This window comes from Gayadomonas joobiniege G7 (assembly GCF_000300815.1).
In the GTDB taxonomy this organism is placed as follows: Bacteria; Pseudomonadota; Gammaproteobacteria; order Enterobacterales; family Alteromonadaceae; genus Catenovulum; species Catenovulum joobiniege.
This window is the reverse complement of sequence record NZ_AMRX01000003.1, coordinates 1-21,453: the sequence shown is the minus strand read 5'-3', so window position 1 is coordinate 21,453 and position 21,453 is coordinate 1. Positions and strand designations below refer to the sequence as shown.

At 39.8% G+C, this 21,453-nt stretch carries 16 protein-coding genes; 3 read left to right on the top strand and 13 right to left on the bottom strand.

Annotated elements, in window-relative coordinates:
* Positions 1 to 10: 10 nt before the first annotated feature.
* The 11 genes from C727_RS0104095 to C727_RS0104045 form a co-directional block, all read right to left on the bottom strand.
* The gene (locus C727_RS0104095; RefSeq protein ID WP_017444352.1) at positions 11 to 1,054 is read right to left on the bottom strand and encodes a FemAB family XrtA/PEP-CTERM system-associated protein; all 1,044 of its coding nucleotides are present in this window, start codon (positions 1,052 to 1,054) and stop codon (positions 11 to 13) included.
* On the bottom strand, positions 1,044 to 2,045 hold the full coding sequence (locus C727_RS17925) for a polysaccharide deacetylase family protein (protein WP_017444351.1): 1,002 nt from the start codon (positions 2,043 to 2,045) through the stop codon (positions 1,044 to 1,046). Before C727_RS17925 ends, C727_RS0104095 begins: the two co-directional genes overlap by 11 nt.
* Positions 2,026 to 3,168, bottom strand: a complete 1,143-nt coding sequence (locus C727_RS0104085) for a glycosyltransferase (protein WP_017444350.1) — start codon at positions 3,166 to 3,168, stop codon at positions 2,026 to 2,028. Before C727_RS0104085 ends, C727_RS17925 begins: the two co-directional genes overlap by 20 nt.
* Positions 3,168 to 4,115, bottom strand: a complete 948-nt coding sequence (locus tag C727_RS0104080; RefSeq protein ID WP_017444349.1) for a glycosyltransferase family 2 protein — start codon at positions 4,113 to 4,115, stop codon at positions 3,168 to 3,170. The genes C727_RS0104085 and C727_RS0104080 overlap by 1 nt, the downstream gene beginning before the upstream one ends.
* Positions 4,112 to 6,649 (bottom strand): RIFT barrel domain-containing protein, encoded by a 2,538-nt coding sequence (locus C727_RS17920; RefSeq protein WP_017444348.1) that lies wholly within the window; start codon positions 6,647 to 6,649, stop codon positions 4,112 to 4,114. Before C727_RS17920 ends, C727_RS0104080 begins: the two co-directional genes overlap by 4 nt.
* Positions 6,650 to 6,651: 2 nt before the next feature.
* Positions 6,652 to 7,746: a GNAT family N-acetyltransferase gene (locus C727_RS0104070; protein ID WP_017444347.1), complete on the bottom strand. Its 1,095-nt coding sequence runs from the start codon at positions 7,744 to 7,746 to the stop codon at positions 6,652 to 6,654.
* A 7-nt stretch (positions 7,747 to 7,753) separates the two neighbouring features.
* Positions 7,754 to 10,516 carry an XrtA/PEP-CTERM system TPR-repeat protein PrsT gene (prsT, locus tag C727_RS0104065; RefSeq protein WP_081579177.1) on the bottom strand — a complete coding sequence of 921 codons (2,763 nt, stop codon included), beginning with the start codon at positions 10,514 to 10,516 and terminating at the stop codon, positions 7,754 to 7,756.
* A 171-nt stretch (positions 10,517 to 10,687) separates the two neighbouring features.
* Positions 10,688 to 11,449: a flocculation-associated PEP-CTERM protein PepA gene (gene pepA, locus C727_RS0104060; protein WP_017444345.1), complete on the bottom strand. Its 762-nt coding sequence runs from the start codon at positions 11,447 to 11,449 to the stop codon at positions 10,688 to 10,690.
* Between the two features lie 152 nt (positions 11,450 to 11,601).
* Positions 11,602 to 12,462, bottom strand: a complete 861-nt coding sequence (locus tag C727_RS0104055) for a ThiF family adenylyltransferase (protein ID WP_017444344.1) — start codon at positions 12,460 to 12,462, stop codon at positions 11,602 to 11,604.
* 41 nt (positions 12,463 to 12,503) lie between these two features.
* On the bottom strand, positions 12,504 to 13,352 hold the full coding sequence (locus C727_RS0104050) for a PEP-CTERM/exosortase system-associated acyltransferase (protein WP_017444343.1): 849 nt from the start codon (positions 13,350 to 13,352) through the stop codon (positions 12,504 to 12,506).
* 327 nt (positions 13,353 to 13,679) lie between these two features.
* Entirely contained in the window at positions 13,680 to 14,462 is a 783-nt protein-coding gene (locus tag C727_RS0104045; protein ID WP_017444342.1) for an ElyC/SanA/YdcF family protein, read from the bottom strand.
* 52 nt (positions 14,463 to 14,514) lie between these two features.
* Between C727_RS0104045 and C727_RS0104040 the strand changes: the two genes are divergently transcribed.
* Genes C727_RS0104040 through prsR form a run of 3 tightly spaced genes read left to right on the top strand, consistent with a single transcriptional unit; the run spans position 14,515 to position 18,745 of the window.
* On the top strand, positions 14,515 to 15,291 hold the full coding sequence (locus tag C727_RS0104040; protein ID WP_017444341.1) for a S1 family peptidase: 777 nt from the start codon (positions 14,515 to 14,517) through the stop codon (positions 15,289 to 15,291).
* Positions 15,292 to 15,341: 50 nt separating this feature from the next.
* On the top strand, positions 15,342 to 17,378 hold the full coding sequence (prsK, locus tag C727_RS0104035) for an XrtA/PEP-CTERM system histidine kinase PrsK (RefSeq protein ID WP_017444340.1): 2,037 nt from the start codon (positions 15,342 to 15,344) through the stop codon (positions 17,376 to 17,378).
* 2 nt (positions 17,379 to 17,380) lie between these two features.
* Positions 17,381 to 18,745, top strand: a complete 1,365-nt coding sequence (gene prsR, locus C727_RS0104030) for a PEP-CTERM-box response regulator transcription factor (protein ID WP_017444339.1) — start codon at positions 17,381 to 17,383, stop codon at positions 18,743 to 18,745.
* A gap of 19 nt (positions 18,746 to 18,764) precedes the next feature.
* Here the strand turns inward: prsR and C727_RS0104025 are convergent, their stop codons facing one another.
* Positions 18,765 to 19,853 (bottom strand): XrtA/PEP-CTERM system-associated ATPase, encoded by a 1,089-nt coding sequence (locus C727_RS0104025; RefSeq protein WP_017444338.1) that lies wholly within the window; start codon positions 19,851 to 19,853, stop codon positions 18,765 to 18,767.
* 803 nt (positions 19,854 to 20,656) lie between these two features.
* The coding region (locus C727_RS0104010) for a glycosyltransferase family 8 protein (RefSeq protein ID WP_017444335.1) at positions 20,657 to 21,453 on the bottom strand (797 nt) is incomplete at its 5' end.

Below are 21,453 nucleotides of genomic sequence, written 5' to 3'. Positions count from 1 at the left end.
GTCCTATTTTTTATAAACTTATATACTTCCGTATTTTAGGGCCGGCCCAACAAGTCAGAGGGAGTGGTAGACGTTGCCAAGTTTTTTCTACCGTTGCTCGTAATCGCCCACTTTGTCCACTCGCCTGATCAATTTGCCAGCTACCCGCATTGTCCATGGTTTGCCAATTTAACAGTTCGGGTTGCGCACCCCATTGTTTTTTAAAACGGTAAGTCCCTTGCGAAAAAGTAGAGCGCCCAAAATCAAATGTTGTTATACCAGCATCCGCGACCGCTTCCAATAATCGCCAATAAAGCAGCATATTCGGAGCTAAACGATTAAATTTACTCAACGTAGACGCCCATGGAATACTGGCGCAGCAGGATGTATATAGGACTATCCCTCCACCTACTACTTCTCCGTTTGCATAAACATTAACGATAAAAATATTATTTTTATAGTGCTTCAAAATTTGTTCAAACCAACAGCGGCTATGGACCGGAGAACCTAATTCACGCATATTGCGACAAAAAACTTGGTAAAAACCGTCGAGCAAATCACTATCATGACCAACCCGTGCAGTGAGCCCATTCTTTTCCGCTTTACGAATTTGGCTGCGAAGTTTTGATTTAAAACCATCCCATAGTGCTTGTGAGCTATCGGGCAAATTTAATAACATTCTAACTTTGCGCTCAGTCATATCTATCCCTTCGTCTGGCGATACCTCACTTGCGCGATATTCAAGCTCTTTAATTTGTTGTTGTTGCATTATCTGTTGCGCAGCTTGCAGTAACTGACTTGAGATCTCTGTACTGTCAGCCAAAACAGCCCCCAAATCACAAAAGGGTAAACTGGATAAGTGTTTACCGAACAGAGGTTTTTTGAATTCGACTAAAGGCAGCACACCAACCACTGCGTCATTTTGATAAGCCATTAAATAAATTGGCGTATGCTGATAGCTGGCTGCCACTGCCAGTCCCCAGCCAAATAAATGATAAGCGGTTGCTTGCGGGTGTTTATTTACATACTCGTCCCAAGCGAACTGGTCACTCGGGCTCGCTTTTTTAATTTCCATTTAGCAGTTCCTTATTTGAGTGATCTGCCGCTTCGCTAATGGTACAAAAATCAACCTCTGCGACCTTGTTTAAATGGGCTATCAACTCAGCGATTCGACTTTTCAGAACAACTGAATCTTCACCTTTTTTCATAAAGCCGGTTGCATTTGCTAATAAACTTGAACTATGCATATACATATGAATGATACCTATGTTTTTTTGCAGTAATTTATCAGCGAGCTCGATCATTTGTGCGCCAGTTGCAAGCTCCGGACACATATAGAGCTTTTTTAATAACCCCAGATGCCATGCCAGACCCACGGGTCTAAACCAACGCCAACAATCAGCAGCGAGCTTTTCATACAGTTTTTGTCCTTGGACAAAGTCATCTCGATTAAAACCAACAGATACCGGCAGTTCCATTATTTCGCGTTGATTACCCGACCGGTTCGGGTTTTTCCAGTCAGGCCAATAGGGTTCGATGGGTGCACCGCGGCAATCAAAATATTTATGTTGATAAAACGGGTATACACTTGAATCTAATGTATAACCTTGCGCACTCAAGAGTTTTAAAACCTCTCCGTTAATCCCCCAGCGCCCAGTTCTAAATGCTTTGGGCTGACGGTTAAAAGCTTCGCTCAACTTTTCAGTTAACTGTTTTAACTTTTCAGCGACCTGGTGCAATGGCAAGTTGACAACGTGTGATTCTTTTTCTCTCGTCGAGCCATAATAAGGTGGATTACACCAAGGGTGAAGATGGGCAGCTAGCTCACTATCTTGACATGCTAAAATCTCTTTTAGGCAAGCAGCGCTTTGCTGGTTGTCTGCAACGGCATAGTCGACAAAATAACTGGGCCTAACCCCTAAACTTTGACAAAAAGCATGAAAATCAGGCAACTGCTGGATGTTATTCACTGAACAGTTTTGTTCAGGGAAGCCACCAGACCAATCCCACTCTTCTTCTGTATCTATCGATAAAACAAATTTAACTTTAGGTTTTGTTTTGTTCATCTGGGCTGTCATCCTTTAGCATATTTTTATAGACGGCCAGATATTCATCTGCCATGCGTTGTGCCGAATAGTGCTGGTGCACAAACTCCCGGGCTGATTCCGCTAGTTCGTTTGCAAACTTAGGATCATTTAGCAGCTTTTGCCAGTATGTTAACAACAATTCTTTGTCTCCTAACGGAGCAAGCAAACCCGATTGGTTATGTTCGATCAACTGATCAATACCAGCAATCTGGTATGCCGCCACTGGGATACCCATTGCCATCGCTTCCATTAAACACCTTGGTATGCCTTCTAAAGTAGATGTCATGACAAAAAGATCAAAACTTTTTAAAAGCGCTAAGCGATCATTCCTAAACCCTAAAAATGAAATTTTAGCAGCACTATCGAGCGTATTGGCGTAAGCTTCTAGTGCCACTCTATCTTCGCCATCACCGAGTAAAACCAATTCAATATTTGGCTGGGTTTGCTGCAATTGATCAAAAATATTTAATATATCCAAGATATTTTTTCGACTGATCATTTGGCCGATGAAACCGATTCTTTTTATCTCAGATTTATGTTCCTGCTCCGCTGCGACACGAACCGCCTCAACCTCACTTAAGTCTACGCCATTTTGCACATAGACCAACTTATCCTGTTTAACCCCCATGTTAAGCACATCGCGACACAAAGCTTTAGATAATGGCACGACTAAATCCGCTCTTCGCATTGCTTGGGCACCTAACCAAATAAACAGACGCAGCTTTAAATCACTCGAATTTTCAAATCCGTGCGGTGTCACTAGAGACAAGATCCCCGCTTTACGAGCCGCTAATACACCTAAAATATCGGATTTATATCCGTGAGTATGAATGATTTGGTAACTTTCTTTTTTGATGAGTGCAGACAATTTAGCTATGACTCTGTAGTCAAACTTATGCGCCATAGGTACCCGATGAACTTTGAGCCCGAGTTTTTTGTATTGCTCGACCAACTCAAGTGTTTGATTATCAGCCTCTAATGGGACCACTAGATCACAAACAACCGCAGATTTATCAAAATGGCGAGCAAGGGCCAACGTCCAGCGCTCAGCACCATAAAACCCAGTTGAACAGATGATTTGTAATACTCTTATGGGTTGCATCATCCTTGCCTTATATTGATTGTTTTAAAAATACCTAAACAAGTGCCCCAACATCTTGCCGGGAAGTACACTGCATAAAATAAACTCGCTCGGAAAAAATTAACTTCAGTTCTCCCCCCTTTGATAGCTCTTAAAGCGTACAGAGCAATAGGTAACAGCCACAGAACCAATGCACCAAGGAACATCATATATGTAAGGGGCAAAAATATGATGCTGAATGACAAAAACAAAGTGACCCAAAAAGGCACCAACAGGCTCGGCCATTCGCGCAGTGGTATTTTGCGTCCTTGCAAAGATAATAAGTTGGATTGCCCACGCCAGATTTCTTTTTTAAATACCACTGCTAGTGTTTTGTCTTCGCCAAGGTGAATATGGTCAGTGACCGCTGTACGTTTGATCTCTCCCAGCTTGGCGACAGCTTGAGTAAAATAAATATCTTCACAAGTTGTTAAGTGAGCTGGGAAGCCACCACTTTTAATAAAAGTATCACGTTGTAAAATTAAGTTACTGCCCGGTAAGCTATCGACTGCTTTTTCTATGCCTTTGTTGGCCAAATTTGCCCTTAATTTTTCGACCCAGGTTGCCGTTTTGGGCAGACTCTGCAAACTGCTCAACATGACTAGGTTAGGCTCACTAGCCAATTTTTCTATCAATAACTTAGCCCAATCAGCCGGCAGCTGAATATCCGCATCTAAAAACGCTAAATATTCACCTATACTTGCCGCAGCACCGATATTTCTTTGTTCAGCTATGGTTAGGTTTTCATTCGCGATCAGCAAATTTACCCTTTGCTCGCCGCTCATAGGCAACTGTTCTGTGGTTAAATCAGAATTTTTACTCACTAAAAGGATTTCTTTATCTACGCCTGTTTGCTGCCAAATAGATTCTATCGTCTGGATTAACAGATCAAGCCTTCCTTTATGAGGGATTACAAAAGATACCTTCATACAATCCTTGCTTTTTTTAATATTTTTTCGATTTTAGATGACCGTTTAGCCAGCCAGTGTACTTCTCGTTTAATGGAGAGTTTTTTTAACCTATGCCAAAATTCACTAACTACGTAGCGACCTGAAACCGCCTTAGACCACTTTTTAATTGCATAAGTCTGCCGAGGTTTGCTAATAGGTGGAAATTCATTCTGTTCAAAATATTCTACAAAGCCATGATTCTGCATTAATAACGCTAAAATTCGAGTATCTTGGGTTTCAGTTGTTTGCGCTAAATCGGCCGCAATTCGCTGGGAAAAGCTGAGCGCTTTTTGCCAACAATGTGATCTTAAATCTAAGTTATCTGCATAAAGTGCGGCCCATACAAATACTTGCACTTTTCGCATCTCTTGCCCTGTCCAAGTATGGTTGGGGTATTCTAGAATGTCGGGCTTGTCTAAATAAGGTGTTTCATGCACCAACATCCATTGAGCATAATTGAGTAACGCATCTCGTGCATAATAAAAATCGCTATCTTGTGCACAATTTTTAGTTTTAATATATAAAAAGCGACCAACAGCTTGCAAAAGCACAGTGTAAAACCAATGATTTTCAACATCGCTTAACTGTCTTTCGTCCACGCTTTCTGCTGGGTGTATGGTTTGCCGTATTACCATAGCCGCTTTTTGCAAATATTGGAGATCGCTGCTAACAAGGTACGCATCTAAATATGCGTTAATTAAGTTACCAGTTCCTCGGTCAAGCGGATAATGGCCGTTAAAAAGATTTTTTCGGCCTGCTTGTTTAGATTGTTTTAGTGCCAATATCCATTCAAGTATTCCACCACAGCCATCATAAATAGCCTCTATCCAAGCCGCTAATGCCAACACGGTTTGTTTTGATTCAATATTTCCGGTCAATAAATAGTGCTCAGCTAAACCACTCGTATAACAGTGCTGCCCGCCTGGCCCGCCGCCGCCAGCATGATCCATATATGCGCCTTGCGTATGATATTTTGAGTAGGTTCTATGAGTCGCAGTTTCAGCTGGCAGATAATGATCTGTATGCCAAAAAAGTCCCTGATTATATTCGGATTTATCATTTATCGTATGATAGATGTCAATATCTTTTACATGTTGTGCTAAATCTTGTGCTAAGGTTAACCAAGCCATTTCACCACTTCTTAACCACTGGCGTAAAAAACCGTATATTGGGTCATACTGGTTATTATAATGAGAAACAAAAATGTCATTGCCTTGATAACCACGCGCCTCGTGATCAGCGTATAGCTCCCCAAAGTTTCGCCAGCCATACTCATCTAAAACTTCACGTTTATTAAAAAAATTCTGCTCGCCATTTATGCCCAATTGAATCAGTTGCTCAACTGGTGACAATGGTAATGAAGTGGGTAGCAAGATCCCCGATTCATCAATCCATTCAGAAGTGTGCTCACCTAGCACTTGTTTTGAATTAAAGTATGTGATGCTGGCATTTTGATGTTTTGGATAGATACTAAATTTAAACGTTTTTTGCTCGCCTCCTTGCAAAATCTCGTATTGAGCACTGGCTAACTGTTTAAAAAATTGACATTTGATTAAGCCCTCTGAAAGCTCTACCGCTGCAGGGAAATTCTGCCAAAATTGTGCCATGGTTAAATTAAAACCATCACCAATTTGCACATTAAATCCAGCTCGCTTGCCTGTTTTTACAAGATTGTTTCCAGCAAATACCGCAAAACCATTTTTTTTATAATTAATTTGACGATATTTATTCAAATGAACGGGTGACTGCCAGTTTTCCCCACCGCTGGCATACTGCTCTAGACGTCCTTCAGGTAGCTCAAATTGAGCATTTTTATTTTCACCATCAGCAATATTAGCTTGTTCGTTAACTTGTAGTCTGTGATTACCTTGCTGTAATAGTTGAAAGCTAATGTCAAATGACGCAAGTTCAATTGCACCTGCGTCTCCTAAATCCCACAACCCGTTATCATGCTCTGCTGGGTTAGGGTTTACAATGCTAACTTCCAACTCCGTCAAGCCATTATAGAAAAAACTCTTCCCTTTAACGCTAATTTTTAATGGCTCTACCAAGTGCGTTTTTAGCTCGCCTTGGAAGTTGAAATTTTTGCTCAATGCATCTGTTTCAATCTGTTTGTCTGTAAAAATGGCCACCGGCTTGTCGCCACTGGCAGTGGTCAAACTGATTTCATTAAGCCGCCAGATCCCCTCTATGCCAGCGATTTTTTCTACCGGATTAAACTTTTTATCGGCCGATAATTTTTTAATATCTGTGTCTACTATTAAAGAATATGTATTATGTCGACTCGCTGAGGCTTGAAAGCAGAAAAATAAGACGTTTTTGTAGCTGCCATCGGGCCAAACAGTGAGAACTTTAACAGAGAGTGGTAGAGGCTGTCCTGTACGGTCCAACAGGTGAATATATTCGCTGTTTGCGACAACACCTTGTTTAAAAGGCAAAGAAAAACCACAAACCTCATCGCTATTTGTACCTAAAAACTCCAGCGGTATTATTATTTTTGTGTTTTCGGGCATGTTCAACTATTTCCATTTAACTTGTTTTTATATTTTTTGGCGCTCACTATCAGTCGCTGGAATACATTATTTTTACGTACTGAATAAAGAATTTGCGCTCCCTGCTGACTGCTTAAAGATTTTTTATATCGGTTTTCCCCTGCCATGAAATCATAACCACTGAGGCCTTGTGCCGAAAAAAACTGGATCGCCATCATGTGAGATAAAATCCCAGGTTTGATCGAATTTAGATCTGGGTGGTAATTAATACCGCTCAAATAAAATCGGGCCGTAGTGCCATCCCGTAAACAATATAAAATGGCTAAAGTGGTTTTACCCAGACAAACCTTAAGTAGATCAACTTTATCGACGGCAAACAATTTATTGATTAAGTTTTTATGAAACTCAACAAAACGAGGGTTTTTAAAACCGCTATCAGACCATCTTTGCATATGATAGCGCCCCGCTTGTTCAAACCAGAGCTGAGCTTCGCTCTCAGTAGTAGCCCTCTCAACATTTAATTCAGCAATGGCTTCACACTTTTTTAATGCCCGTCTAATTTGTGATCTTGTATTGCGCGAAAAGCTTTTTAATAAGCAGTCTACCTCTATATATTCAGGTTTTAAATCTAACCAAAAGCTCGGGCTGACAATATTTTTTTCAATAATAAACTCATTCGATCCCTCGAGTACGTGAATAGCAGGTGTTAATCCGACAACCAAACGTTGAGCTCTATTGGCCGCAAAATACCCCAAAAAAGCATGCCAAACTTGGGCTTCAAAATCTTTGGCATAAATTAAGTTGTTGTATTCTGGCCAGATTTGATCTATCTCTGTGCACCCTGCTCTGTTTAAAAACCAACAGTCACCTGCTGAACGCCAAAAGTCTTTTTTATTCACCAATAACGCTAAACCTACGATTTGTTTATCTCGCCGAAAAGCCAAAAACAAGGCATCATCAAGTTGGCTCGTGAAAGTTTCTAACCACTCGATACTCGTGAAAACACTATAGGTTAAGTACGTTTTAGCTTGACGATATATCATGAAGAAGTCGCTCTTGTTTGAGACGACTTCAACCTCTACTTTAGGCTCGGCTTGCTGCTTGCGCTGATCCAACACAACCAAATTACCTCAACTCTATCCCCCTAGCTTTTGCAAGTGACTGTACTTTTTGGCGCACCTTGTTTGAATCAAGCTTATAAAGCTCTCCCAGTACATCAACGAGATCGGCCTTGGGGAATTTTTCTAACGTCGCTATATATGCTAATGCAATCTGCTCATTTTCTGGTTCTAAATGAAATGCTTGAGCAGCCGTCTCTTTTGCTTTCTGATAGTTTTTTTGAGACATGTAAATAGTGGCTAGAGTATCTAATACGTTTGCGTTTTTACTTTCTGTCAATTCTTTTGCTTGTAGCGCAAATTTTAACGCTTCATCGGTTCGTCCCTGCTGGTTAAGCAACCAAGCGGCATTATTTAGACTTGTAACATCTCGATTGTTTTTTAACGCTAAATACTTATAAACACTCGTTGCTATGTCAGGGTCATGCTGTATTGCTTGCGCTGCAAATACCCTTGCCATTTTGTTCGAAAATGACTTTTCTGATAAGTAGTGCTGTTTTAAAAATTGATAGCCTTTGTCATCTTGCTCTAGTCCAGAATAAGCTCGATAAACTGATTCAACCGCCAATCCCGGATTAGAGGATTTATTGTAACTATCAAGTGCCAACCGGAGCGCATCCGAATAATCTGCTTTCGCAAGCGCAAGTTTGCTTTTCAGCAAGCCAATTGCTTCGGTATCGGACACTTTTTCTAAAGCCTCTATCTCGTTACTCGCTTGTAGGCTTTGGTTAATTGATATCAATAATTCAATTTGTTTAATCTTAAAACCAACGTCATCAGGAAATCTGTGGAAAGCATTTTGTAAAGCACCTAAAGCGTCATTTGGTTTTCCTGAAACTTCGTAAAAACTAATTAACCGGCTATGAGCCTGTCGTTGATTCGGCATTTGTTTAACCCAATCTTGCAGACTAGATTGAGCTTTATCAAATTGAGACGTATTGATATAAGCTTCAACCAATGATGACCAATATAACTCGCTTTGTTTGAACTCTGCTTTGCTTTTAGCCAGCAGCTCGAGGGCATCGGTGCTTTTGCCGTTTAGCATTAAACTGCGCAGGTAGGCAAAATAAACAATACCACTATCCGGCTGTGCTTGATATTTACGCTTTAGCACCTCAACTGCCTGATCAAGTTGCCCCATTGCAGCATACCCACTCACAAAATAGTTATAGCTACCTAAGCTATCCGGATACTTGTCAAGCAGCAAGTTTAAACGCTGAGTTGCGCTTTTTGTTTCGCCATTCTTAATTTCGTTGAAAGCCGTATAGACTAAATAGAGTGGATTTTCGGGATCTTGTGTTTTAATTTTGTCCAGGTATTGTTCTGCTTCGGCAGTTTTTTGTAATGAAAAAGCACTGAGCGCTGCCATATTGAGCGCAATCATATTATCTGGTTCGTCGACTAACCATTCCGCTGCTAACTCCGAGAGTTTTTTAAAATCACCTTTTGTGTACAAAGCTTTAGCAAGTGCAGCTCTAATGCTGGCATTGTCCGACATTTTTTCAGCATCTTCTAATTTTTGGGTATCTTGACGAGTTAAAAAATCTAACAAGCCTAGTTGTGCCATAGACTGCGGGTTGTCTGGGTTTAGTGACTTAAACTTATCAGACATTTTTTGTGCCGCACTGTATTGACCGTTACGAAGCGCTTGCGATGTTACAGATAAGAAAAAAGGCAAATCCTGCTCGCTAACTGAATCTTTTCCTAATAACGCACTCACTGCTTCATCGTCATAGCCCATTTTTAACTGAACAGCTGTATACATGCGTTGCAATTCAGGTGTTAAACGGCTTACGGCTGAAAGATTTTTAAAGTTCTCGTAACTCTGCTCAAACTTTTCTAATTTGAAATTTGAAACTGCTGCAACCACCAAGGTTTGCGGATTTTTACTGCCCCGACTCAAGGCAACTTCGGCAAACTGTTTTGCCTGTTGATAGTCTTCTTTTTCAAACAAGATAACAGCTTTTAAGGTGTTACTGTATGAATGATTAGGATACGCCTTTAAGAGTTTATCAACCTGTTTTTCGGCTTTATCAAAATCCTGATTACGTACTAATGCGTCTGCATATAAAATAAATGCTTGAGGGTAATTTGGAATAAGTTCAAATAATGCTTGGTAAGCATCAGCCGCTTTTTGTGTATCTTGGTTAAGGTTAGCAACATAGGCCGCTAATTTTAAATATTCAATATTTTTAGACAACTTTGTTTTGGCATTAGCAATCTCATTCTGCGCATCGGAAACTTTTTGCTCTGCAACCAGTTGATGAACTCTAAATAGTGGTTGATAAGTGCTGCTGCTATTTTGTAGCCCTTGCGCAATATATTGCTTAGAAGCTTGATCGCTTCTATTTTGGCGACTGATTAAAAATCGATAATAGTTGATTTCTCCTATATCTAACTGATTGTCAGCCTCTTCTATTTTTGAAAATAACTTTTCCGCTTCAGTATAACTTTCGGTATAAAATAAACTTTTTGCATGCAAGAGAGCAGCTTGTGGATTTTGGTTGATTGTTTGATAGGCTTTACTTAATTCTTTTTCAGCAAACAAAAAACTGCCTTGATTAAAATAAATTCTGCCCAATAAAAATCTGGCTTGAGTATTTTCAGGTGCTCGGCTAATTGCATTTTTTAATTGGATCACAGCCTCGTCAACTTCACCTTGCGAGACATTTTTTTGGGCTTGAGCGATCAATTCTTCTGGCGTAGACGACTCGAAACATGCTGCAAGCGAACAAGCTAACGCGATCGAAATAAGTTGGCGTTTCATCATGAATATCCTTTAATCCTCTTTAGTTTAAGATTAGCTTAGTGAAATATCAGGGGCAAGAAGAAAAGCGACTTGTGTGATTAAATGCTTGTTTCTAATCTTCCATCTGTTTTTTAAAGGCAAAAAAAAGAGCCTGCAATTGCAGACTCTTTATGATTATAGGTTGAACTCAAATTAAGCTTTTTTACGGCCTAAACCAGTTAAACCTAATAAAACTAAGCTCATGATACCTAAAGAAGCTGGTTCAGGTACAAACACAGCACTTACATCACCGATAACGGTTTGAGTACCCGCTGTATCAAACTCATCAAAATCACCATCTACAGTAACTCGTACATAAAATGGGTCCGGTGATACAAAATAGTTCTCACCATCAGCAGTTAAAGTAAAGTCGAAAAAGCTGAAATCAAAAAAGCCACCAAAAGCACTATTTAAATAGGCATAACCAGTGCTTAAACTTGTTGAAGCTAACAATTTATCGTCACTATTATTAACCAGTGACACTGAATCTGAACCAGTCGCACCAACTGTACCGTTTGTATCAAAGTTAGTGTCTAGGAAAAGAGAAAACGAGCCAGAAGTCATATACAAGTCAGTTTCGTTAGGGTTTGCACGTGGAACACCTACACCAGTAGCGTCAAACAATGCATAAAGACCATAACTATCGCCAAGCTGTACAGAGCCTGTGATATCTGAAGTGCCATCATTTGTCAAAAGTTGGCTCATGGTTGCAAAAGCATGTGCTTCAAAATTACCAGATCCATCAAAAGTAATTTTTTCTACATAAGCACCATTCAGCTTATCAGCAGTGACGCTTGAAGAGCCACCATAAAGGCTTTCGTCAATAACAAAATCTTCTAATGCGGCTGACGCGTTAAAAGACATCAGAGAAGCGCCAACGATTGCTGCGCTGCTTAGTTTAGTAAAAATATTCATATCAAATGCTCCATTAAATTAGAAAAAACGCTAGTACCACAGCTACCTAGACAATGCACACCCTGTGCCAAAATAAAAAAAACCATAAAAATCAGAACACTAAATAAAACCTATCGCTCCGAGATAATTTCAGCGTAAAATATGCTGACACCCTAATTGGCTTTCAATACAACTTTTTTAGCTATCATAAACACGAGTTTTTGGATTGGATTACGGTTTCCCCATGGGCGCCAAGTTTTAACCATTTTATTTTTATACGCGTCAAAGTGTAGACCGTGCGGGGCGGTCACCAGCTGTCCTCTGTTTAGCAATATCTTAACGGCAAATGACGCAGCCACACCAGCACAGAGCTTGACTCCCATCGGTAGTGACGGTGCTTTTTTAGCTAAAAAGTCGCTGGTGCTGGGATCAACCAAATAGCTTTTTTGCATTAACGATGGGCTCAATCCAATTAAGAATTTCACTAGCTCCTCATTTTCGTTGCGGCAGTCTGCAAACCTAAAGTACTCTTCATACCCCATGCTGTCAGAAGTAAAACAGAGGGTTGCAGCACCCATTCCTATCGGCGCAGCCACTATTACTGGGATATTTTTGTCTTGGCACTTTTGATAAACAAGTTTTCGGGCTTGATGGGCAAAAAAATCCAAACTATCTATATAAACATCCGCACCGTCTAAAAACTCATCCACATTATTATTGTCAATCCCTGTCGGGAACGTTTTGACGTTTAAATTAGGATTAATGTCCAATGCGACTTCTTTCATTACCGCCATCTTGTCCCGCCCTAAGGTGGAAACAAAAGCGCCAGCTTGGCGATTGAAGTTGTGCTCTTCAAAAACATCAAAATCAGAAATATTAAATGCACCGATACCTAAACGAGCTAAAGTCACTATATGCTCACCGCCAACCCCACCAGCCCCGGCAATTGCAACCCTTTTGGACTGTAGACTCAGCTGTTCGGTATTAGTCAACCAACCAATGTTTCGAGAAAAGGCATTTTCGTAATTGAACATAATAAGGTCCTTTCACACTAAGCAAAAAATAAGCGTTCGGGTTACACGGCAGCTTGGCTAAGCTGACTACTAGAGTTGTTAACTTTGTCTTGCTTTGACAAGGCTGCTTCGATTTTTTTCATCAACCGACGGAAGCCAGGGCTGAGTTCACGCATCAGCATCGCGTGGCTGATATAATAGGGCGCGCGACGGCCATGGAAATTAACTATCGGGCCAATCTGTTTAAACGAAATACCAACAAACTTTAAACTGCGAGCTAATCTAGGCTCCATCATTACAAAACAGTGCTCTATGCCTTTTTGGTTGGCAATTGAAGCACAAGTTAAATACAGCCCTACCGCAATAAACGGAAAACACCTAAGCTCGGCTTCAGAGTATGTGCTTTCGTTAATAGCACCTGTCGCAGCGCCATTATGTTTATCGACGTTACGACGTCGGAAATTTTCAGGGATAGCTAACCGCGAGATCTCACAAATCTTTTCCCTCGGAAAGTCGTTTGGGTGAACTTCTTTATTGTCAATCGAGTTTAAACAAAACGCTTCTATTGGTAGCTTTTCGGATGGGTCTGACGAAAGCACTAAACGTACGGTTCCCATAATATCGCCACTTTCTTTGTGACGTATCACGCTATGGATAGAGTGCTTATCAAACTCATCTTTTTCGTGGCCATCTTCCGAAATCGGCAGAAAATTGAGTTCAGAACAATATACTTGATGCCTTACTCTGAAGGTCGCTTGTTTAAGCCCTTCATCAATCGCTAATTCTGGTTTTAAATATTTAAAAAAGTGTCCGCTAATCGAGTGCACTTTACGATCTGCAAATAACCTAACAAACGTTTTCACAATAGGGCCAATAATTGGTTTTTCAGCCAACTTTCTGAGTTTTTTCATCGCAGAGCCTACTAAAAAGATAAAAATAAAATGCTGTGAATAAATATTACGGTGTGTAACCACTAAAGCTCAGGATAGTCAAATGCTAGTTTCATCCGAATAAACACCTTAGAAACTGTATAGCCCAGAATTAGAAAACTTGCTTCGGGTTTAAACCGCAAACCACAAATTTTTAAAACAAGCAAAAATCGAGCCGAAAGTTAAAATTTGTTATAAATCAAGGTGAAAAATCAGGGTACTAAACTGCAGATAAAAAGATGTAAAGAATATCGACACTTGCTCCGCTTTAAAAAACCCAAAAGGTCTAAAAAAATACACAACAATCAATTACTTACGGTCTATATTTTTAAACATTTCCCAGAGGTTTCCAAGGCTTTCGTACATGGCTCTTTCACTTGCATGAAGTGCACTTACAGATGGAAGAAATAAACGCCAATTCCAATGTATTTCAAAACTACTCGTGTATTCGCTGGGTACTGGGGTATATAAAATACCCTCGCGCCTAAATATCTTTTCTATTCGTCTAAAGTGACTTGCCGAACTAATGAGCAGGTTTATCTTGTTGTGACTCAGCTGGCGTAAACTTTTTGCCTCGTCTTGAGTATCTAAATTACTATCTAAAATTAATATTCGCTCGCGCGATAAACCCAATTGTTGCAAAAATTCAGCTGAATATGCAGGATGGCTGAGCCGTCTTTGCTCACTCTCTTTCATTCCACTTAAAACGACTTTTGCTTGGGGATACTTCAAGCTCAGGCGCTTGGCTTCTACCAAGCGGTATAAAGAGCATTCGTGAATATTTGCGACTATGGGTAAATTCGAGTCTTCTGAGTTATAACAACCGAGGACTATAATATTGTCTACATGCTTCAAATGATCTCTGTAAACAGGAACTTCTTTTTCAAAACTGTTAATCCATAACGCTGAAATGAGTGGTGAAGATGCCAATAAAAACAGACACCCAGCTAGAGTTAAAAGGAGGCGTGCAAGTTTAAGGTTGGCGCTGCTCCGATAAAGATTCCAAACGCCCCAAATAAAGAGTGCAGAAATGATAGGTAACGGGGAAATCAGCACCCCCACCAGTTTTTTAAATGCAAAAAGTATATCCATCGGCTAGTATACATGTCACGGAATATGCCATCAGTGTAAAAAATATTATTCAATGAAACTAGTTATCGCTTTATTATTTTTTATTTTCTTTGTGCAACCACGTGCATTATCAGCAAATACTTTAATGGATGTCATTCAACAAATTAAACCCTCTATTGTCGGGATTGGGTTTTATTCGCCGCTCAGCCAGCCACGAGCTAAGCTCACTGGGACAGGTTTTGTTGTCGGTGATGGCAGCTTAATCGCAACTAATTATCATGTTATCCAAGATATTTTAAAGCCAGAAAAAAAAGAGGGGCAAAGCTTAGTTGTGTTTGTGGGCAAAGGTGCTCACGCGAACTACCAGCAAGTTACTTTGGTTAACTTTGACAAAACTTATGATCTAGCATTGTTAAGGCTTGCTGATCAGACACTTGCCCCTGTGACTTTATACAATGACAATCACCTCGTTGCGGAAGGCAGTGAAATCGCTTTAACCGGCTTTCCGATGGGATTTGTACTCGGTTTATACCCTGTGACGCACAGAGGAATAGTCTCTTCTCACTCTCCTTTAATAATACCACTGCCCAATTCAGGACAATTGACAGCAGCGGCTATCAAGCGGCTCAAAGACCCATATTTGATTTACCAGTTAGACGCCACCGTATACCCTGGAAATAGCGGCAGTCCTGTGTATTTAAGTCAAAGTGGTGAAGTCATTGCTGTTGTAAATAAAACCTTTGTTCAGGGTAATAAAGAAAACTTATTAAAAGAACCAAGTGGAATGACTTATGCGATACCGATAAAACATTTAAAAGCCTTGCTGGCCAAAGCCAACAAAAGCCCTTAGACCTATACTTTAATTCGACTCATCTATTTTGATTCAACGGGAAAAGTAATATGGAGTTTTTTCATTGGGCGGGCTACGCAGGTGCCGCGTTCAGTTACTTATTATTAAGTTTGTTAGCACTCGCTAACCGGCTATATTCACCTGCCCAGAGCCGTATTATTTTGTTTGCTGCAGGGGGCGTAACATGGGCGGTTGGCAATCTTATTTATCTCTTGTATGCAGATAGCCTTTACACCAGTTGGCTTGAGAGTATTCGCTTTTCGACAAGCTTATTATTATTGATTGGGATTTTACAGCCAAATCGTTCTATTAAAGCTATTTTATTAACCTACGCTGGTTTATTACCTATTCTAGTATTAGTCATCCCTCTGCTGGGTGTTTTTGTATCGGGGCAACTGGTTTTTGACTATATTGCGTTTTTATCGGCCAGCATAGCCGCCCTCGTGCTGATCGAAATCATATACAGACGCAGTAAAGATAGTTTATCTGAGTTTAAACCTCTATTGATCGGATTAGGTAGCATAACTGTTTTTGATTTTGTTATTTTTTCGGAAGCGAGTTTAGTCGCCCATATTAACCCGGACTTCTGGCTGGCCCGCGGCTATTTACATGCGCTACTCATTCCACTGTTGATCTGGACGATTAAACGCAATAAAAGCTTAGCAGTGAGTATTTATGTGTCTAGGGAGATGGTATTTCAAAGTAGTTTATTATTGGTTGCCGCTCTCTACCTCAGCGCAATGGCAATCGCTGGTTATTATATAAAAAGCATCCAATCGCAATGGACCATGATGCTACAAACCATCTTCATGGTGTTAGCTTTTACATTACTGTTTGCGCTGTTTGTTTCTGAATCATTAAAACGTAATTTGAAAGTATTTTTAGAAAAACACTTTTTTGCCAACCAATACGATTACCGAGCCCAGTGGATGGCATTGACGGAACTCCTTAACAAGCCACTTAATAAAAGCGATAGTTTTTATCATCGAGCAATTGACGCATTTCTGTTTGCCAGTGATTATAAAGATGGGGTTTTATTAAAAGTTAAAAACCAAAACCTCATTCAGGTAGCTGGTTCTAAAAAAAACCTACAACATGAAACAGATGAAAATCTTGAGGCTATACGGTCTCTCGTCCCTTATATTCAAAAATCACACTGGATCATTGATATAAAACATCTAATAAAGCATCCAGATAGTTACCCTGAAATTGAAGTTAAGCGCAATTTACTAGCGACCTGCCAATTCAGTTTATTAATTCCAATTTTTGAACAAGATAGATTATGGGGGCTTGCATGCTTAAACCCACCGGAAAATAACAAGTTAAAGTTGAATTGGGAAATAAGAGACTATCTAAATGTGGTCACAGCTCAGGTCGGGCACTACTTGTTTCAGCACGAAGCAAACAAAATAATGACAGAAAATGCTCAGTTTGCAGCCTTCAATCGAACCTCTGCTTTTGTTGTTCATGATTTAAAAAATGTCTTGGCACAAATCGAGATGATATTAAGCAATGCTCAAAAGCACAAAAGTAATCCAGAATTTATTGAAGATACCTTTGAGACCTTGGGATATACTCAAAAACGTATGCATAAAATGCTAAATCAGTTAATGAACAAATCAGCTGAAGATGAAAAAGAAAATTCAAAACGGGTTTATTTAAAACCTTTATTAACGGCTTTAGTAGAAAATAAATGCCAGAATCAACTACCTCATCCGCAGCTAACGGTTATTGGCGAACCTTATTTTGATACGGATGCTGAAAAATTTTCGAATGTTCTTTTTCATTTAATTGATAATGCTCAACAAGCAACTGAGGATAATGGGAAGGTAAGCGTAAGCGCTCAACAGCAAAACAATAAAATTAAAATTGTAATTGAAGATACCGGTGTGGGAATGACAGAGGACTTTATTGCCAATAAGCTTTTTATGCCGTTTGTCACAACCAAAGGTAATGCAGGTATGGGGATAGGTGCATATGATGCTAAACTCTTTATAGAAAATGAAGGCGGTGAATTAACGGTGACCTCTGAAATAGGAAAAGGTAGCCGGTTTGAAATATGTTTTACCTTGAACAAGGAGATATAACGATGAGCAAAAAATTATTAGTCGTCGACGACGATAAAGGAATTCAAAAACAGCTCAAATGGGGACTTTCAGATTATGATATTGTTTTTGCAGACGATAAAAAATCAACTTTAACCCAAATCAGACGTTTTGAACCCGAAGTGGTTACACTCGATTTGGGACTACCACCAGATCCCGCTAATGCTTCAGTAGGTCTAAATATCTTGACTGAAATACTATCTATTTCACCAGCGACTAAAGTCATCGTTTTAACTGGAAATACGGATAAAACAAATGCGTTAAAATCTATTGAATTAGGCGCTTATGATTTTTACCAAAAACCGATAGATATAGACACACTAAATACCATCATTCAGCGAGCTTTTTCTTTAGTCGGGCTTGAGCGTGAAAACAGACGGCTGAATAAAATTAGCTCTTCTATGAATGGCATCATAGGCTCTAGCCAAGCGATAGAAAAGTCAGTCAAACGCGCGGAGAAAATTGCCAAAACTGAGATCACCACGCTCTTATTAGGCGAAAGTGGTACTGGTAAAGAAGTTTTTGCCCGTTCAATTCATGATCACAGTGATCGGGCCAATAAACCTTTTATTGCAATCAACTGTGCGTCAATCCCAGAAAACTTACTCGAAAGTGAGCTGTTTGGTTATGAAAAAGGGGCTTTCACCGGCGCAGCCAAAACAACCCAAGGAAAAATAGAAACCGCTCAAGGTGGTACTCTTTTTTTAGATGAAATTGGCGATATGCCACTCCCTTTGCAAGCAAAAATGTTACGCTTTTTACAAGAACGTGTCATTGAGCGAGTCGGTGGTCGCGAGGTGTTACCCGTCGACGTCAGAGTGATTTGTGCAACGCATAGAAACCTGCAACAGATGGCTCAAGAAGAAACATTCCGAGAAGATCTTTTTTACCGAATCAGTGAATTGATCATCAATATTCCGCCACTGCGTGAACGAGATACCGACATCCTGTTATTAGCTAAAGCCTTTTTAGATAGCTATAACCTTCAATATAAAAAATCAATAAAGGGGTTTAGCGAATGTGCAAAACAAGCCATGATGCAACATCCATGGCCTGGCAATATTCGCGAATTGCAAAACAAACTTAAAACCTCTGTGGTTTTGGCTGATGGGCCAGTTATTACAGCCGAAGATATGGGTCTACAGGTTCCAGAGAACGAAATAAAAATAGATGAGAGCAGCTCTCTAAATTTAAGAGAAGTTCGCGAGAAAGCCGAATCAAGTGCAATCCGGCAAGCCTATCACTTATCTGAAAAAAATATGACTAAAACAGCAGAGTTATTAGGTGTTACCCGACCTACGCTATATTCGTTAATAGAAAAGTACGACTTGAGCGACCTAAAGACTTAGTGTGCTCAGGAAGTTAAAGTCAGTCCTGTTCCGGTGTCAGCTTTTTTAACTCTTTTAACTTACGGTTGATAGCATTATCGATATAGCGACTGACTTTTAACTTGTACTCTATATTGGTATTTAGAGTTTCTTTTATGTCATCCACCATGTTTCTAATTTCACGAAGATCTTTCGCCAACATTTGGCTATCAGAGCTTACTTCTTGTTGATGATTCGGAGCAGCTAAATCAGTTAGTTTAATATCTTGCGATTGATCATAGCTTGTTTCAATTTGCTCATCAGTACTCGATATATTGGTGCTTTCTTCTTTAATTTCGGCAATGACTAAAGCGGTTTCTTGTTCAGTAATAAACGACTTTTCTTCTAAAAATCCGTAAAGTAATACTCGATCACATAAAGTATTTATACGTCGTGGAATACCGCAGCTATAACTATAAATGTTATCAATTGCTGCACTTGAAAATACAGCTTTATCCTGATCGCCTGCCGCCGCATGGATTCTGAAATGAATGTAAGCTCGCGTTTCATCAAGAGACAAAGGCTGCAAATTACATGAAGCAACCACTCTTTGTCTAAACTGCTCCATTGCAGGTAATTGAAGTAAATTACGCAATTCAGGTTGCCCTAATAAAAAGCTTTGCAACAAGGGTTTTCCTTCTAATTGAAAATTAGACAGCATTCGCAACTCTTCGACAGATTCCAACGGCAAGTTCTGAGCCTCATCAACCAGCAATAATGCTCGCTTACCTTGGTGGTGTAATTCAGAAAGCCGCTGCTCTATAGCCTGCAATAATGAAGCTTTGCTTTTATTTTCAGTCTGTAGGCCTAACTTAGAGGCTGTCATGAACACTAGATCATCAGGGTTAAGCTTTGGCGTGACTATTTGGATTGCCACTAGATCGTCATCTATTGAGTTCATCAAGTTATTGGCAATCGTTGTTTTACCCGTGCCAATAGCGCCAGTGATGACAATAAAACCTTCTCCTTGAGTGATACCATACTTTAAATAAGATAAGGCTCTCGCATGCAATTTACTCGCAAAAAAGAAATTAGGATCTGGGGTTAAATGGAAAGGCTTTTCGTTAAATCCATAAAATTCTTCATACATATTATTTTGATCCTAACTTTTCAGTGATTAAGGCTAAACGTGAAAAACATCGACAATATAAACCAAAACAAAATCTTAGCCTAAAGTAGTTGGAAAACCAACTGCTGAGTTTTGGTACCTGTGTTTCACTGAATAAATGATCGGAAATAACCTTGCTATCAAGATTTTCACCGCCGCAGGTGTTGGCGACACCCCGCAAACATTGGCGGTACTTGCAAATACGTGCACCTTGCCCGGTGCTCAATCGAGGATTTCCTCAAAAAGACGCAGCAAGTACTTCCATATATGCTCGACACCGGCTCCCTGCCGGTGACGCTTTTTTCGAAAACAGCCCGATATCACACCTATTTCTTGCGGTGTTTTCAGTTGTGAGCAACCTTGTTGGTGCAAAGTCTGAATTTTCATAAGCTCTTCTTTTATGATCAAAGTGCCCCCGAAAAAGCACTATATTGAAAACAAGTGGATCAGATTTCAATTGTTGGAGTGGATCAATTTTGCATTGTTGGTAACAGTTTGGAAGTTGTTCGCAACGCCTTCGGCGGTGCGCACCTACGCGTTTCTGCGGCATTTGGGGTAAATGTCTAGTGTCCACCGCCAATTTAAAGCGTGTTTGCGAGGGTGTATACGGTTAGGCGCAGATCAGGCTGACAAATCTCGAGCAATAAACCACAATTTCAAAGGACAGGTTAAACACCACTTACCAACAAATGAACATATAACAGTAAGTGATGACTAAACCGCTAATAGTGGTTTAGTTAATGTCACAGCGCATATTAAAGTGTTCAAATGAATTTAGATCCACTTTATCTAGCTCTGAACAATGCCTTTAAAAATAGCCTTGTTGCAATTTTTAGGGGTGGACCCTTCTTTAGATTCTCACAGTACTTTATGTACCAATCGAAATCGAAAAAACTACAATTGGTGAATTCTTTCCACCAAAATTCACCTAATAAGACATTCTGGTTCCATGGTTTAGCCCCAATGTAGTGTATAACTGCTATATCAATTTTATTGGTATGGCCGCTTACTAATAAACGTTTAAGAGCTGAGGGTGAAAAATTATACCGTTGAGGAATATCACAGTACTTGCGTCCCTTGAAAACTGAATTGATAATATCTTGATCTTGAAATTCGAATTTATTTTTAGCTGCTAGCTTGCTGCAAGTATCGATGTCATCATGGGTGATCTTTTCACAATTTATAATTAGCACGCCTGCGTTGATATAAGAATCGCCCCATCCTTTTTGCATTGAATACCTTTGTCGTGGTGGAGGGGATTTAACACCAGCAAAACAGGAGTCACCGATATCCCATTGATACAGTTTGGTTAAGTCTTCTAAAAAAATGATATCAACATCCGCATAAAGTATTTTTTTATATGTTGGAAGGACAACGGGCGCCCATAACCTTAAATAGGTGCTACTTGTTATACCTCGAGTTTCATGCCCTTTAGTAAAGAATTCTCGACAGTCTATAAATTTTAAAATCAAGTTTGGTAAATCATGGATTGATCTTGCTATAAATGCCCTATTTTCAATGCTTAGATCATTGAAAAGTATGAATACCTCATAGACAGTTGATTTATTTGCAGAGCGAGAAA